We start from the raw sequence: 13,803 nt of genomic DNA, 5'->3' as shown, positions 1-13,803 counted from the left end.
ACATCTCTCACGCCTCTCCGGGCTGAAGTTTAGGTCTTTATTGCCGCAAAAACGTGCAAATCGTGACCTTTGCACAACTTATGGGCTTTATTGTTAACGATATGTGATCTCCGCTGTAATTTCTTCTCGTCCCGCAAGGCGGCATAACGCGGCGCTCTATACTCAAACATGTCACAAGCCCGTCAATGGGTTAACCATTCTGGCAACGTTTTTGCTTAGTGTTCTTCGCGCGATGCTGCGCAGGGAAACCTCGCCGTACTCTGCAGGATGCCGTCTGTATCTCGTTCGTTTAGTGCATTTTGTTCTTGCTCGTGTTTTGGATTGGCTGCGCCGTCGGGCGTTCGGGTTTACGCCGTGGTGCAAAAACCTCTTTGCTAAGGAACATAATAATGTCGCTGAAATTTATCAGAACTCCGCTTTCTCTCGTGTTGGCCGGTTGCCTGGTGACGGCGTTTTCCGCCAGGGCAGATATCGTGATTGGCGTGGCCGGGCCGTTCACGGGCCCCAATGCCACCTACGGCGATCAGTACTGGCACGGCGCAACGCAGGCCGCTGAAGACATTAACGCCGCAGGCGGTATCAACGGTGAGAAGATCAAACTGGTTCAGGGAGATGACGCCTGCGAGCCTAAGCAGGCCGTGGCCGTCGCCAACCGTTTAGTTGACCAGGATAAAGTCAACGCCGTGGTCGGCCATTTCTGCTCCTCCTCCACGATGCCCGCCTCCGAGGTTTACAGCGATGCGGGGATCATCGCCATCACCCCGGGCTCGACTAACCCGTTGATTACCGAACGCGGCATGAGCGACATGTTCCGCATGTGCGGCCGCGATGACCAGCAGGGTCAGGTAGCCAGCGACTTCATCATCGACAAGCTGAAAGCGAAACGGGTGGTGATCATTCACGATAAAGACACCTACGGACAAGGTCTGGCAGACGCCACCAAAGCGGCGCTGGCGAAACGCGGGGTTCAGGATGTGATGTACGAGGGGCTTTCGCGCGGTGAGAAAGACTTTAACGCGCTGGTGACCAAGATTGGCGCGCAGAAACCGGATGTGGTGTTCTTCGGGGGCTGTCACCCGGAAGCCGGCCCGCTGGTTCGCCAGATGCGTGAACAGGGCGTACAGGCCAAATTCTTCTCCGGGGACTGTATTGTCAACGAAGAGATGGTCACCGCGGCGGGTGGCCCGCAGTACACCAATGGCATTTACATGACTTTCGGGAAAGATCCGCGCCTGATCCCGGACGGTAAAGCGGTTATCGAGAAATTCCGCGCCGGTAAATTCGAGCCGGAAGGTTACACCCTTTACTCTTATGCCTCCGTACAGGCGATAGCGGCGGCCTTCAAGGCCACCGGCGGCAAAGACTCTGCGAAAGCCAGCGAGTGGCTGAAAGCCAATTCCGTCGACACGGTGATGGGCAAAAAAGCCTGGGACAGCAAAGGCGACCTGAAGGTCTCTGACTATGTGGTTTACCAGTGGGACGACAAAGGAAAATATAAGGAAGTGCAGTAACGGGACGGAGTCACGCTCAACGCCGGCGGGCACGCCTGCCGGCGCGTAATAAACATCAGGCTGCGCGGCACGCGCAGCCTATAAAACGAGCGCGCTAAAATGAGTACATTCTTCCTGCAACAGTTGATCAATGGCTTAACGCTGGGTTCCGTCTACGGCTTAATCGCCATCGGTTACACCATGGTGTACGGCATTATCGGCATGATTAACTTCGCCCACGGCGAAGTGTATATGATTTCCGCCTATCTTTGCGCCATTGGCCTGGCGCTGCTCTCCTTCTTTGGCCTGCAGTCGTTCCCGCTGCTGATCCTCGGGACGCTGGTGTTCACCATTGTGGTCACCGGGGTTTACGGCTGGACTATCGAGCGCATTGCCTATAAGCCGCTACGTAACTCCACGCGCCTGGCCCCGCTGATCTCCGCCATCGGGATGTCGCTTATCCTGCAAAACTACGCCCAGCTAAGCCAGGGCCCGCGCCAGCAAGGGGTTCCTACCATGCTGGACGGCGTTATTCGTCTGCATCTGGGCGATGGGTTCGTTCAGATAACCTACACCAAGGTATTTATTCTGCTCGCCTCGTTTACCGGCATGCTGGTGCTCACCTGGATAATCAACCATACCCGGCTGGGGCGAATGTGCCGGGCAGTGCAGCAGGATCGTAAAATGGCCTCCATTCTGGGCATTAATACCGACCGGATCATTTCGCTGGTCTTTGTTATCGGCGCGGCGATGGCTGGCCTGGCAGGCGTGCTGATCACCATGAATTACGGCACCTTTGATTTCTACGTCGGGTTTGTGATTGGCATTAAAGCCTTTACGGCGGCGGTACTGGGCGGCATCGGTTCCCTGCCCGGCGCGATGCTCGGCGGTCTGATCCTCGGCGTGGCGGAAGCGCAGTTCTCCGGCATGGTGAACTCGGACTATAAGGATGTGTTCTCGTTTGGGCTGCTGGTGATGATCCTGATTTTCCGTCCCCAGGGGCTGCTTGGCCGCCCGATTGTGGCCAAAGTGTGAGGGAGAATAAAATGGAATCGCACGCTTTTTCTCTTAAACGCTGCATTCTGGACGCAATTTTTTCCGGGCTGATTGCGCTGATTATCTTCGGTCCCATTGCGGGCGTGGTGCTGGACGGATATAGCTTTAACTTCGACGGGCAGCGTCTGGCCTGGATGGTCGGCATCGTGATGCTGGGGCGTTTTCTGTTAAGCGCGTTTTTAGCTACCCCTGCCGGTACCCGTTTCCAGTCTCGCTTCGAGGCCGACAGCGCGGGGGTGTATGTCCGGCCGCCAGAGTACAAAAGCCGCCTGCGCTGGATTATTCCCCTGGTCATTACCCTTGCGATTTGCTTCCCGTTTGTCGCCACCAAATATGTGCTGACCGTCGCCATCCTCGGGCTGATCTACGTTCTTCTCGGTCTGGGGCTGAACATCGTCGTGGGTCTGGCCGGTCTGCTGGACCTGGGATATGTCGCGTTCTATGCAATTGGGGCGTACGGTCTGGCGCTGGGGTACCAGTATCTCGGCTTAGGCTTCTGGAGCATGCTGCCGCTGGCGGCAATCATGGCCGCCGCCGCTGGCGCCCTGCTCGGTTTCCCGGTGCTGCGCATGCACGGGGATTATCTGGCCATCGTCACCCTTGGTTTCGGGGAGATCATCCGCCTGATACTGAACAACTGGCTGACGTTCACCGGTGGGCCCAACGGCGTATCGGCCCCTCCCCCCACCTTCTTTGGTCTGGAATTTGGTCGGCGGGCAAAAGAAGGGGGCGTGCCCTTCCACGAGTTTTTCCACCTGACCTACAACCCGAATATGAAGTTTATCTTTATCTACGCGGTGCTGTTTCTGGTGGTGATGCTGGTGCTCTATATCAAGCACCGCCTGACGCGGATGCCGATCGGCCGGGCGTGGGAAGCGCTGCGGGAAGACGAAATTGCCTGCCGCTCAATGGGGCTGAATCATGTGCTGGTCAAGCTGTCGGCCTTCACGCTGGGCGCATCGACCGCGGGCATTGCCGGGGTGTTCTTCGCCACCTACCAGGGGTTCGTGAATCCGACCTCATTTACGTTTTTTGAATCCGCGCTGATCCTCGCCATCGTCGTGCTGGGCGGGATGGGCTCGACGCTGGGCGTAGTGCTGGCCGCTTTTGTGCTCACGGTGACGCCAGAGCTGCTGCGCAGTTTCGCTGAGTACCGTGTCCTGCTGTTTGGCATGCTGATGGTAGTGATGATGATCTGGCGTCCTCGCGGGTTAATCCGCATTAACCGCAGCGGGTATACCGTGCGTAAGGGCGTCGCGCCATGAACGAAACGATATTACGCGTTGAACATCTGATGATGCACTTCGGGGGGATTAAGGCGTTAAACGACGTCAATCTGGACGTTCAGCGCGGATCGATAACTGCCCTTATTGGGCCCAACGGGGCGGGAAAAACCACCGTGTTTAACTGCCTGACGGGCTTCTACAGAGCCTCAGGCGGCAACATTTTATTTAATACCCGCAGTAAAACGACCAACGTCATTCAGGTACTCGGACAGAAATTCCAGCCAGGCGACTGGATTAACCCTGCCCGGTTCGGGCAGCGTCTTTTCTACAAAATGTTTGGCGGAACCCACCTGGTCAACCGCGCAGGGCTCGCGCGCACGTTTCAAAACATTCGCCTTTTTCGCGAGATGTCAGTCGTCGAAAATCTGCTGGTCGCACAGCATATGCGCGTAAACCGCAATCTGCTTGCCGGTATCTTAAATACCCCCGCCTACCGCCGGGCGGAAAACGACGCCCTGGACAGGGCCTTCTACTGGCTGGAGGTGGTGGATCTGGTGGAGTGTGCCAATCGCCTGGCGGGAGAGATGTCGTACGGTCAGCAGCGCCGTCTGGAAATTGCGCGCGCCATGTGCACCGGGCCGGAAATGATCTGCCTGGATGAACCCGCCGCCGGGCTTAACCCGGTTGAAACGCATAAGCTGAGCAGCATTATTCGTTTTCTGCGGGATCGCCATGACATCACGGTTTTACTGATTGAGCATGATATGGGGATGGTGATGGAGATTTCAGACGACATTATTGTGCTCGATCACGGCGATGTAATTGCGAGGGGAAAACCCGCGCAGATCCAGCATGACGAAAAGGTGATTGCCGCCTATCTGGGCACGGATGAAAGCGAGGTCACCCTATGAGCGAACCGCTGCTCGCCTTTCGCGAGGTGGATGTTTTTTACGGCGTCATTCAGGCGCTGAAACAGGTTTCCCTGGAGGTAAATAAAGGGGAAACCGTGGCGCTGATTGGCGCAAACGGCGCCGGAAAATCGACACTGCTGATGTCCATCTTTGGCCAGCCCCGCATCCGCAGCGGGCAGATCCTGTTCGGTGGTGAAGATATCAGCCATAAATCCGCCCACTACGTCGCCTCCGGCGGCATTGCCCAGGCACCTGAGGGGCGACGTGTCTTTCCCGATATGACCGTGGAAGAGAATCTGCTGATGGGTACCATCCCCATCGGCAGCCAGTTTGCGGTTGACGATATGCAAACTATGTTTGACCTCTTCCCTCGTCTTAAAGAGCGGCGTAAACAGCGTGCGATGACGATGTCCGGCGGAGAACAGCAGATGTTAGCCATTGCCCGGGCGCTGATGAGCCGTCCGAAACTGCTGCTGCTGGATGAACCCAGCCTGGGCTTAGCGCCCATTGTCGTGAAGCAGATTTTCCAGACGCTGCGCGAGCTGGCCCAAAGCGGGATGACCATTTTTCTGGTGGAACAGAATGCACACCATGCATTGAAGCTGTCTGATCGTGGGTATGTGATGGTTAACGGCCAGATCCGTCTGAGCGGCAGCGGCGAGGAGCTGTTGGGGAATCAGGAGGTGAGGAAGGCGTATCTGGGTGGGGTGTGATTTGATACAAAGAAGCCTTTAAAAATATTTTGATATAAATAACAATGAGATATTCACAAAATGTATAGCACGCAATGCCTTGAGAAGGCCTGAGTTTGTTGATTTATTAGTCTTTGACAATCACGTCAAACTCACTGAAAAGGAGCGTTCAGAATGGCTATACCCGCATATTTATGGCTCAAAGATGACGGAGGTGCGAATATTACAGGTTCTGTAGATGTTCAGCACCGTGAAGGTAGCATTGAGGTTTTATCGTTTGGCCATGGTTTACACATTCCAACCGATGGCAATACGGGGAAACTAACCGGTACCCGCGTCCACTCTCCACTAACAATCGAAAAAGAGTTTGATTCATCCTCGCCTTACCTTTACCGGGCTGTAGCAACTGGCCAGACCCTAAAGTCAGCTGAAATCAAATGGTACCGTATCAACGATGCAGGGCAGGAAGTTGAGTATTTCAACATGCTTTTAGAAAATGTGAAAATCGTAGGGATAACGCCTGTAATGCATAACGTAAAAAATCCCTCAATGGAAAAACACAATCACCTTGAGGCGATAGAACTGCGTTATGAGAGAATCACATGGAAGCACTGCGACGGGAATATCCAGTTTACTGACGGCTGGAATATTCGGGTTACAGCATGATTATTGCTCGCTATGCATTGAATGGCTTACCGTCATCTATTCTTACCGTTCCGGGTATAGGAAACTTTCCGGCATTCTCAGGCCAACTCTATGGCAGAAACAATCCGACTATGGCAAGCAAACCAGAAATCGGACCTATCCCGCCAGGACGTTACTTCATCGTGAACCGACAGAGCGGAGGCAGGCTCGGAGGACTAAGTGATTTTGCCCTGAAAAATATTTATGGCACCGATCGCTCAAAATGGTTTGCCTTATACAAAGATGACTGGCAGATAGATGATCAAGTATTTGTTGAAGGTGTCCGGCGTGGCCATTTCCGCCTCCATCCGATAGGACCAAGAGGGTTAAGCGAAGGCTGTATAACCCTTCTTCATCTGAGTGACTTTGATTACTTGTACGAAGCTCTTATGAAAACAACTATGATGCCGGTACCTTGCACGAGCTTTAAAGCTTACGGGACAATAACAGTAACATGAGGACGTTTATAGAAATCACCTTCAGCCTTGCAATCGGCCTTATCAGTTTTCTTTTATATACGCGCTGGCTTTTTATTTTGATACCTGTCGAATGGGCTTATGCCGTGATGGACCATTTCGGGACATACGGGATAGAAGAACTGGAGGATACGTTAGTCGATATCGCCTCTTTGTTTGGATTGCTTCCGGCAATTCTTACAGGTTTGTTAGTAAGAAAAGCAGTAAAAAGAATGTGATTTATGAGCCTTCAGGCTTAGCCTCGAAGGCTTTTTTGACCCGGAAAAGCAAAACCCTGAAAGTTGGATACCCAACTTTCAGGGTTAACTTCATTTCGATGATGACACGATAACGTCGCTAAATAAAACTGTCGTCGTCATTGCTGTAGTCGTCATCTACATCGTCGTTCTGCCAGGCGTCGTTATTACTGCCGAACGGATCGTTCTGATTGAGGAAACGGGTGTCAGAGACGTTATTAACGTCGCCGTATTGATTACCGACAAACGGTTCACCACCGACGGGCATTGTCGGTTCTTCGATGATGTTCACGATCTCTTCCGGCCGCGACTGATGGAACATGCTGGTAAGCATCTCGCCAAGCGCGATGCCACCGGCCACGCCAGCAGCTGTCTGGAGCGCGCCAGCCATAAAACCACCGCCGCGAGTAGCCGGCGCTGGCGCCCGAGAGTAATCCTGCGCCGGCGGCTGTTGCGGCTGGGCATTCCAGCTGTTGTCAGGCTGCGGGTTACTTTTTCCGCCACCAAACAGGCCGCCGAGGAAACTGCCGCCCGTCGAAGGTTTGCTTTTTTGCGCGGCTAATTCGCTTTCAAGCTCCTGAACTCGGGCCTGCAGACGTTTCAGCGCCGCTTCCTGAATCAAAATCGACTGCGCCATATAGTAGGGGGCCGCAGGTTGCTGTCTGACGAATTCAGCGATCTGACGCTCCGCATCTGCATCCCGTTGGCTGTTTTGTTGTCCGGCCTGTTTAAGACGCTCGAAAAGGCCGTTGATAAGCTGCTGTTCTTCATATTGCATGACAATAACCTTCCGCTCTCCGGGGTGGATACCAACCAGTTTATCAGCGGCGGCAACCTGTGTCTGGCGAGTGAAATGTTTGTTTAAGATTGGTTGCAGGTTAGCTGAAAATCGCCCTGCTTTCCGGGCTTGTTATTAGAGAGTTAGGCTTAACATTCTGGTATGGCAGCGAATTCTCGGGCAGAGCAGGATCGGGTTGATGATGAGATATGATCACTTCGCGCTAAGCCAGAGGCACAAAAAAACCACCTTTCGGTGGTTTCACGACACTGCTTATTGCTTTGATTATTCTGCTTATTCCCATGGTACCCGGAGTGGGACTTGAACCCACACAGCGCGAACGCCGAGGGATTTTAAATCACGCGTGTTATCTATAATAATCAAATACATACGTTTATTTTTCGCCATTAATTCATAATTTTTAGATCAAATGAATCAACAGCTTACGCATATCAAAAATTCACAATGGCGAAACTTTTTCGTTCTGCGAACCGACATTGGGTATAGGGAGAATGGGGGTTAAACCCCTAACTTAAATGGTTGGGCAATCTTCGTTACCTACTCTGTTAAGACTATGCGTTAGCACGCCAAAAACCTCCACGTCATCCAGCGCGTCGCCTTCTATCGCTTCACCATCTTCAGTTATCAATGCCGCCCCATATAGCTTTGCAAACTCGTTTCTGTTATCCATTCTTACCAGTAGCGTATCTCCCTGCTCTGGCATCATGGCAACGTTAATGACAGCCCAACCGCAAGACGTTTCTATTACCCTGCAGTTCCCATCAACTCCGCATAACAGATCTATGGTTAACCGCTGTTCCTGGTAATCCATAGCTGGTGAAGGAAAGCCCATCAGAATACCCTCCCCATATTACGCAAGATCCAGTAACGGTTATCACTGCCGTCCGTCGTCTTATCAGCAAAATCTGGCTGGTATCTCTCAATCCATGCGTTAGCGTCTGCCTGGCTGAAATGCCAGTTCTTCTCGCGCAATTTATTGATGAATTTGTTTGTATTGAGACAAAGGTAACCCTTTGGATTCTGTTCTATAGAGGCTAAAAAAGCTGCGTGAATATCATATTGGCGAGGCATACAGCACCCTCACTTGCTCATTGACTGTATGCATATACAGTAGTATTTTTATATCAAGAGATCAAGTCAGTCAGGAGGGAGAGTGATGTTCGTTGAACTGGTTTGTGACAAGCGTAATGTTGAGGGGCTCGAAGGGGCGAGAGAGATTATCCTGGCAGAACTGACGAAGCGGGTGCACCAGATTTTCCCTAGCGCTGAAGTGAAGGTGAAGCCGATGCAGGCAAACGCCTTAAACAGTGACGCCAGCAAAGGTGATCGGGAAAAGCTGAACCGTATGCTGGAGGAAATGTTTGAAGAGTCCGATATGTGGCTGGTCAAAGATTAACAAACCGATTATCTACCGTTCCGTAGATAACATGACCTGCCCCCACGATTAGATACAACACTCAGTTAGTAACGTCGGAATCTTCATTCTCAGAATGACCCTTTCTCCAGCCCGCTGCAAATTCAGACGGTGTCTGATAATTCAGCGTGGAGTGCGGGCGGCATTCGTTATAATCCTGCCGCCAGTCATTAATAATTTTCCTGGCATGAACGATATCGCTGAACCAGTGCTCATTCAAACATTCATCGCGAAATCGCCCGTTAAAGCTCTCAATAAATCCGTTCTGCGTTGGCTTGCCCGGCTGGATTAAGCGCAACTCAACACCATGCTCAAAGGCCCATTGATCCAGTGCACGGCAAGTGAACTCCGGCCCCTGGTCAGTTCTTATCGTCGCCGGATAGCCTCGAAACAGTGCAATGCTGTCCAGAATACGCGTGACCTGAACGCCTGAAATCCCAAAGGCAACAGTGACCGTCAGGCATTCCTTTGTGAAATCATCGACGCAGGTAAGACACTTGATCCTGCGACCGGTGGAAAGTGCGTCCATGACGAAATCCATCGACCAGGTCAGATTGGGCGCCGCCGGACGGAGCAGCGGCAGACGTTCTGTTGCCAGCCCTTTACGACGTCTTCTGCGTTTTACGCCCAGGCCACTGAGGTGATAAAGCCGGTACACGCGCTTATGATTAACATGAAGCCCTTCACGGCGCAGCAACTGCCAAATACGACGGTAGCCAAAACGCCTGCCCTCCAGTGCCAGCTCAGTGATGCGCCCTGATAAATGCGCATCAGCAGCCGGACGGTGAGCCTCATAGCGGCAGGTCGACAGGGATAAACCTGTAAGCCTGCAGGCACAACGTTGCGACAGACCGGTCGCATCACACATCAACATCACGGCTTCCCGCTTCTGGTCTGTCGTCAGTACTTTCGCCCAAAAGCCACCTGAAGCGCCTCTTTATCCAGCATGGCTTCGGCAAGCAGCTTCTTGAGTCTGGCGTTCTCTTCCTCAAGCGACTTCAGGCGCTTAACTTCAGGCACCTCCATACCGCCATACTTCTTACGCCAGGTGTAAAACGTGGCATCGGAAATGGCATGCTTGCGGCAGAGTTCACGGGCGGGTACCCCAGCTTCGGCTTCGCGGAGAATACTGATGATCTGTTCGTCGGAAAAACGCTTCTTCATGGGGATGTCCTCATGTGGCTTATGAAGACATTACTAACATCGGGGTGTACTAATCAACGGGGAGCAGGTCAACCTTGGTTTATCTGTCTTTTTTAGTAGGTGTGTGTAAGATGGTTTTACATTACAGTCATTCTTTGTCTAATACATGATCAGGAGATTTGTTCAGTGAATGTTTCCGCCCGTTTTGTTATACTCTTAAATCTTGCATGCGCTGCTTTATTATTTACTCTACTCAATGCTCGGTTTGATTTATTCTGATCAGGTTCTCATTTCACTTACTTAAAATCCCTCCCAAGATTTATGCAAGTACATATTTTATATCCAATCGAGTAGTAAATCGACAATCATCAGGGAGAATAATGACTTGATAAAGGACGTGATCATAGACCATCGTCCTAATCTTCCATACACAGGTGGGTATGTTGTGTATGAACCCCCGTCCAACTAGTTCCTTACGATTACCCTTAAAGCACTTTTCATGGTGATGTTTTTCCTTGTTACATATTTGGATGCTTGTTTTAAGGCATTATTCATTGCTATTACAGTCACAGGCCTAGCTAATCCTTTAACTCGATTTGATCTACTCTGGAAAACATAAATATCAGAAGAATTGCAATCCTTTCTGCACGCAATTAACTTAGAAAGCAATAAATTTAATCTAATTGTTCGTGGCTCAAATTTTGGAGTTCCAGCCAAGTGCAGCATGTCATCTTCGATATCGGAATATCTAATAGTAATCACCCTGCTGCCTTCAGCACGGAGAGAAAACAATGTTAACCATAAGTCTGCCCAAGTTGATGAGATTTTAGACAATTCAACGTGAATAGCCCTGAACTCTTCTGGTGTAATAGAATCTGTTTTTGCCATGAATACCCCCAATGCTCAACCCCACCGCTCACCAAAATTTCAACAACTTTATTACATTCTTTCAATACTTTATTACGAAAATTGTATTAAATGTTCAATATTTTTTCCTCTGCCCCTACCGCGCCGGAAATTTCTTATACAAGGTGCACACCGCAACGTCGTAAATAATCGCTACTTGCTTTCTGTCTACTCCGTTTGCGATCAAACGCCCCGCCTGCGCCCATTGCTCTGGAGTAAGCTTTGGTCGCCTGCCTCCGATTCTCCCCTTTGCCCTCGCCACAGCTAAACCTGCACGCGTTCTTTCAATAATGTTTTCCCTTTCCATTTCAGCTGCTGCACTCAGCATGGTGTATGCGAAACGGCCTATTGAAGTGCTGATTCTTATCCCTTCAGTGATTGAAACAAATTCAATCTTGTTCGCACGGAAATAACGCAATAAATCCACAAGGTGAATGAGGGACCGCCCAAGCCGATCAAGCTTCCAGACGATAACGGTATCGCCTGGTCGTAGTAGCTTCATCATCTTATCCAGCCCTGGGCGTTTTGATTTTGAACCGGATATTTTATCTTCAAAAATTCGGTCACATTCTAATCGATTAAGTGCTTCTAACTGTAATTCAAGATTTTGGTCAAAAGTTGATACCCTTGCGTACCCATATTGCATTTTTTTTATCCACCTTTTGCTACGAAAAAATCAGGTGAAGTTATCGGCATGGCTGGCGAAGGGCAATCTATAAAACCTCGGTTTAGGAAGTAGCGCTACAAAGGACGCTGGAACGGCTTCCGGTAACGTTATGCAGGTAGGAGCTTTTGGGCTTGGCATGCAAACCCCAACCTACTTAGACGCCGCAGGTAACCCAGTGTCCGGTTTTTTTTCAATTCAGGCTGGTGTTTCGCATAATCCGGCAGGTAATACGGGCGCAGCATTACTCCATATACCACAGGGCTCATATGGGGCAGACCTGGCAATTGCAGCCGGAGGAAAGCCCAGAGCATTTTTTAGAACATATGCCAGTTATCAGGGGGCCGACTGGTATGAAGTATATTCTACAGCAAATACCACCAAAGCCAGTGATGGCACACTGAAAGCGGCCTCACCAGTTGCCCGGGTTGTAGCGAGCCAGGATGCGTGCCAGCGTGCTGATATAGCCGAGGAAGGTTTTGTCTGGTGTGGGTGCGGCACAGCGAACGCTGAGGCGGAGGGAGTAACCCTTTCTCGCCTCGATATCGGCGTTTATGCGCTTAGTGGTTCAGCGGGCCTGGCCTCTGAGGGATGGCAGTTGCTGCCCCCAATGGACCCTGGCGGCATGGGGGAACTGGGCGTGGTTGAGGCCGAGCAAACAGAAAGCGGCGGACTAACTATCCGCCTGTTTAAGCGCAAATACATGCTGGGTGATGATGGAGAAATCATCAAAACGAAAGGAGAACTGATGGATGTCCCGGCGAACAGTTGGATCGATGTTCGCCTGGATATGCCATCTGATTCGCTGTTTAACCAGCGGATGAATCAGGAACTTCAGCCATAGCCTTGCGCTGATTCCAGATACTGTCCTGCGGCATCTGAATACGTACAGAGACAAATTGGTCAGAAGGGATGTCTATCGGGTCACCATTGCTAATATCCTGCAGTTCATTCCTGGCGAACTCTGGCGCGGCAGGATGTGTGCGGTGATAGGTTTTCACTAACACCGAACCGTCAGCATGAACCTCATAATCCAGCCAGATCAGGGGCTGTTTGTTGCGGTCGGTGGGAATATCAAAACCGCCGTCAATACCGCCCCATGCAGCGTCAGAGTTAAGCCCTTCACATCCTTCAATCAGATATTCACCGATGGCCAGACGGGTTACGGTGCAGCCTTCAGATTCGTCATTGGTCTGGTATGCGCCATCTGTAAACACTTTGACCACAGGCGATGCTGCTTTAATGCTGCCATCTGATGCAACTGTAGTATTTGCAGTCGTGTAAACCTTTTTCCATAGATACGTAGTGCCCTGCATATGGCTTGTCTGTATATATGCCTGTCCATCGTTCGTCCAAACGAACCATGACGTGGATGGACCACCATCATATTGTAGCTGCACCCCTACACCGTTGGTATTTGCAGGATTATTAGCTGTTTGACTTGTGAAGCGACCAAATCCAAGCATGTTTGTGTTTGAAAAGTTGTCAATATGACGAGCGTATCCCAAGCCAAGAGCTTTTAGCGAGGGAATCTGACTCGTATCACTATTGGTAACAATCTCAGAATCCAGTGAGTTCCTCGTGGCGCTACTTCCCAAACCGAGGTTTGTGCGACTGCCTTCTGCCGTTGTTGCCCCGGTCCCGCCCTGGTCAATCGGGAGCGCACCGTTGGCCCCTTTCTGCGCCAGTTTACCGATGCCAGGAATGATTACAGGGGTGCCGTTGATGGTAACGGTAATGCTCTGGTTTGCCGAGGTAGTGGCGAACGTCTCCCAGGCACCAATATTCTCGTCATACTCTTTGATGAGCTGTGACATGGCCTGCGCCAGCCCGTCGACCGAGATATTGTCCGACACAAGGATTCCATACTTCTGGCCGCTCAGCGCCGGTGATGCAGCAGGTGTGACCGTCATTGACGTGGCGCTGTTCACGGATGAAATCTGGAACATCTGAACCGGGTTAGACATGACAATAATCGTCTGGCCAGCGCGGACCTGGCTGGCGGGTGCTGTCCAGTTAGTTCCAGTGCCGGTTGCGGTATTTCCATTGATAGCGATTGTGCCAGTGTTATAAAGCATTTTGCGCTCCATGAATTTATCGATCGCC

General features: G+C 51.3%; 17 protein-coding genes. 10 read left to right on the top strand and 7 right to left on the bottom strand.

The annotated features are described in order from the left end of the window. The first annotated feature begins 389 nt into the window (after nt 1–389). From GM298_RS03240 to GM298_RS03205, 8 genes are all read left to right on the top strand, one after another. Nucleotides 390–1,511 carry a branched-chain amino acid ABC transporter substrate-binding protein gene (locus tag GM298_RS03240; protein WP_023312277.1) on the top strand — a complete coding sequence of 374 codons (1,122 nt, stop codon included), beginning with the start codon at nt 390–392 and terminating at the stop codon, nt 1,509–1,511. Nucleotides 1,512–1,610: 99 nt separating this feature from the next. After that, nucleotides 1,611–2,525, top strand: coding sequence for an ABC transporter permease subunit (locus tag GM298_RS03235; RefSeq protein WP_025760171.1), 915 nt, complete (start codon nt 1,611–1,613; stop codon nt 2,523–2,525). 11 nt (nt 2,526–2,536) lie between these two features. Further along, nucleotides 2,537–3,811: a high-affinity branched-chain amino acid ABC transporter permease LivM gene (livM, locus tag GM298_RS03230; protein ID WP_059385032.1), complete on the top strand. Its 1,275-nt coding sequence runs from the start codon at nt 2,537–2,539 to the stop codon at nt 3,809–3,811. Further along, a complete protein-coding gene (locus tag GM298_RS03225) occupies nt 3,808–4,683 on the top strand; it encodes an ABC transporter ATP-binding protein (RefSeq protein WP_025760169.1) in 876 nt (291 codons plus the stop codon). Before livM ends, GM298_RS03225 begins: the two co-directional genes overlap by 4 nt. Further along, a complete protein-coding gene (locus GM298_RS03220; RefSeq protein ID WP_266153582.1) occupies nt 4,680–5,396 on the top strand; it encodes an ABC transporter ATP-binding protein in 717 nt (238 codons plus the stop codon). Before GM298_RS03225 ends, GM298_RS03220 begins: the two co-directional genes overlap by 4 nt. Before the next feature lie 153 nt (nt 5,397–5,549). Further along, nucleotides 5,550–6,041 (top strand): Hcp family type VI secretion system effector, encoded by a 492-nt coding sequence (locus tag GM298_RS03215; protein WP_008500392.1) that lies wholly within the window; start codon nt 5,550–5,552, stop codon nt 6,039–6,041. After that, on the top strand, nt 6,038–6,517 hold the full coding sequence (locus tag GM298_RS03210) for a DUF2778 domain-containing protein (RefSeq protein ID WP_047074080.1): 480 nt from the start codon (nt 6,038–6,040) through the stop codon (nt 6,515–6,517). Before GM298_RS03215 ends, GM298_RS03210 begins: the two co-directional genes overlap by 4 nt. Continuing rightward, the gene (locus GM298_RS03205; RefSeq protein WP_023325544.1) at nt 6,514–6,753 is read left to right on the top strand and encodes a hypothetical protein; all 240 of its coding nucleotides are present in this window, start codon (nt 6,514–6,516) and stop codon (nt 6,751–6,753) included. Before GM298_RS03210 ends, GM298_RS03205 begins: the two co-directional genes overlap by 4 nt. A gap of 118 nt (nt 6,754–6,871) precedes the next feature. Here GM298_RS03205 and GM298_RS03200 read toward each other — a convergent pair whose 3' ends face one another. The 3 genes from GM298_RS03200 to GM298_RS03190 all read right to left on the bottom strand — a co-directional run bounded on the left by GM298_RS03200 (nt 6,872) and on the right by GM298_RS03190 (nt 8,641). Beyond that, nucleotides 6,872–7,549 (bottom strand): DUF2076 domain-containing protein, encoded by a 678-nt coding sequence (locus GM298_RS03200; RefSeq protein WP_262766038.1) that lies wholly within the window; start codon nt 7,547–7,549, stop codon nt 6,872–6,874. Between the two features lie 532 nt (nt 7,550–8,081). Next, entirely contained in the window at nt 8,082–8,402 is a 321-nt protein-coding gene (locus GM298_RS03195; RefSeq protein ID WP_058680213.1) for a hypothetical protein, read from the bottom strand. Further along, nucleotides 8,402–8,641, bottom strand: coding sequence for a hypothetical protein (locus tag GM298_RS03190; protein WP_058680214.1), 240 nt, complete (start codon nt 8,639–8,641; stop codon nt 8,402–8,404). Before GM298_RS03190 ends, GM298_RS03195 begins: the two co-directional genes overlap by 1 nt. 85 nt (nt 8,642–8,726) lie before the next feature. On the opposite strand from GM298_RS03190, the gene GM298_RS03185 reads away from it, so the two are divergent. Next, nucleotides 8,727–8,966 (top strand): DinI family protein, encoded by a 240-nt coding sequence (locus GM298_RS03185; protein ID WP_266153642.1) that lies wholly within the window; start codon nt 8,727–8,729, stop codon nt 8,964–8,966. Between the two features lie 61 nt (nt 8,967–9,027). Here the strand turns inward: GM298_RS03185 and GM298_RS03180 are convergent. The 3 genes from GM298_RS03180 to GM298_RS03170 form a co-directional block, all read right to left on the bottom strand. After that, nucleotides 9,028–10,148 (bottom strand): IS3-like element ISSen4 family transposase gene (locus GM298_RS03180; protein WP_266153581.1). Its coding sequence is split into 2 segments (ribosomal slippage): nt 9,028–9,890 and nt 9,890–10,148, totalling 1,122 coding nucleotides; the frame shifts between segments, so codons are not numbered across the junction. 444 nt (nt 10,149–10,592) lie between these two features. Continuing rightward, nucleotides 10,593–11,015, bottom strand: a complete 423-nt coding sequence (locus tag GM298_RS03175) for a hypothetical protein (RefSeq protein WP_045617088.1) — start codon at nt 11,013–11,015, stop codon at nt 10,593–10,595. 115 nt (nt 11,016–11,130) lie between these two features. Then, entirely contained in the window at nt 11,131–11,679 is a 549-nt protein-coding gene (locus GM298_RS03170; RefSeq protein ID WP_058680218.1) for a recombinase family protein, read from the bottom strand. Between the two features lie 157 nt (nt 11,680–11,836). Between GM298_RS03170 and GM298_RS03165 the strand changes: the two genes are divergently transcribed. Further along, complete coding sequence (locus GM298_RS03165; RefSeq protein WP_266153580.1) at nt 11,837–12,541, top strand: hypothetical protein; 705 nt, start codon at nt 11,837–11,839, stop codon at nt 12,539–12,541. On the opposite strand, the gene GM298_RS03160 is transcribed toward GM298_RS03165, so the two are convergent. After that, on the bottom strand, nt 12,507–13,775 hold the full coding sequence (locus GM298_RS03160) for a phage tail protein (protein ID WP_266153579.1): 1,269 nt from the start codon (nt 13,773–13,775) through the stop codon (nt 12,507–12,509). The genes GM298_RS03165 and GM298_RS03160 overlap by 35 nt on opposite strands. Nucleotides 13,776–13,803 lie beyond the last annotated feature (28 nt).

Origin of the sequence: Enterobacter sp. HSTU-ASh6 (assembly GCF_026319105.1) — a bacterium.
In the GTDB taxonomy this organism is placed as follows: domain Bacteria; phylum Pseudomonadota; class Gammaproteobacteria; order Enterobacterales; family Enterobacteriaceae; genus Enterobacter; species Enterobacter sichuanensis.
Note: the sequence above shows the minus strand (reverse complement) of the source record. Positions and strands in the feature narration are given on the sequence as shown.

Coding starts and splice junctions, on each gene's coding strand:
- GM298_RS03240 (WP_023312277.1), top strand. CDS start 390: ATGTCGCTGAAATTTATCAGAACTCCGCTTTCTCTCGTGTTGGCCGGT.
- GM298_RS03235 (WP_025760171.1), top strand. CDS start 1,611: ATGAGTACATTCTTCCTGCAACAGTTGATCAATGGCTTAACGCTGGGT.
- livM (WP_059385032.1), top strand. CDS start 2,537: ATGGAATCGCACGCTTTTTCTCTTAAACGCTGCATTCTGGACGCAATT.
- GM298_RS03225 (WP_025760169.1), top strand. CDS start 3,808: ATGAACGAAACGATATTACGCGTTGAACATCTGATGATGCACTTCGGG.
- GM298_RS03220 (WP_266153582.1), top strand. CDS start 4,680: ATGAGCGAACCGCTGCTCGCCTTTCGCGAGGTGGATGTTTTTTACGGC.
- GM298_RS03215 (WP_008500392.1), top strand. CDS start 5,550: ATGGCTATACCCGCATATTTATGGCTCAAAGATGACGGAGGTGCGAAT.
- GM298_RS03210 (WP_047074080.1), top strand. CDS start 6,038: ATGATTATTGCTCGCTATGCATTGAATGGCTTACCGTCATCTATTCTT.
- GM298_RS03205 (WP_023325544.1), top strand. CDS start 6,514: ATGAGGACGTTTATAGAAATCACCTTCAGCCTTGCAATCGGCCTTATC.
- GM298_RS03200 (WP_262766038.1), bottom strand. CDS start 7,549: ATGCAATATGAAGAACAGCAGCTTATCAACGGCCTTTTCGAGCGTCTT.
- GM298_RS03195 (WP_058680213.1), bottom strand. CDS start 8,402: ATGGGCTTTCCTTCACCAGCTATGGATTACCAGGAACAGCGGTTAACC.
- GM298_RS03190 (WP_058680214.1), bottom strand. CDS start 8,641: ATGCCTCGCCAATATGATATTCACGCAGCTTTTTTAGCCTCTATAGAA.
- GM298_RS03185 (WP_266153642.1), top strand. CDS start 8,727: ATGTTCGTTGAACTGGTTTGTGACAAGCGTAATGTTGAGGGGCTCGAA.
- GM298_RS03175 (WP_045617088.1), bottom strand. CDS start 11,015: ATGGCAAAAACAGATTCTATTACACCAGAAGAGTTCAGGGCTATTCAC.
- GM298_RS03170 (WP_058680218.1), bottom strand. CDS start 11,679: ATGCAATATGGGTACGCAAGGGTATCAACTTTTGACCAAAATCTTGAA.
- GM298_RS03165 (WP_266153580.1), top strand. CDS start 11,837: ATGCAAACCCCAACCTACTTAGACGCCGCAGGTAACCCAGTGTCCGGT.
- GM298_RS03160 (WP_266153579.1), bottom strand. CDS start 13,775: ATGCTTTATAACACTGGCACAATCGCTATCAATGGAAATACCGCAACC.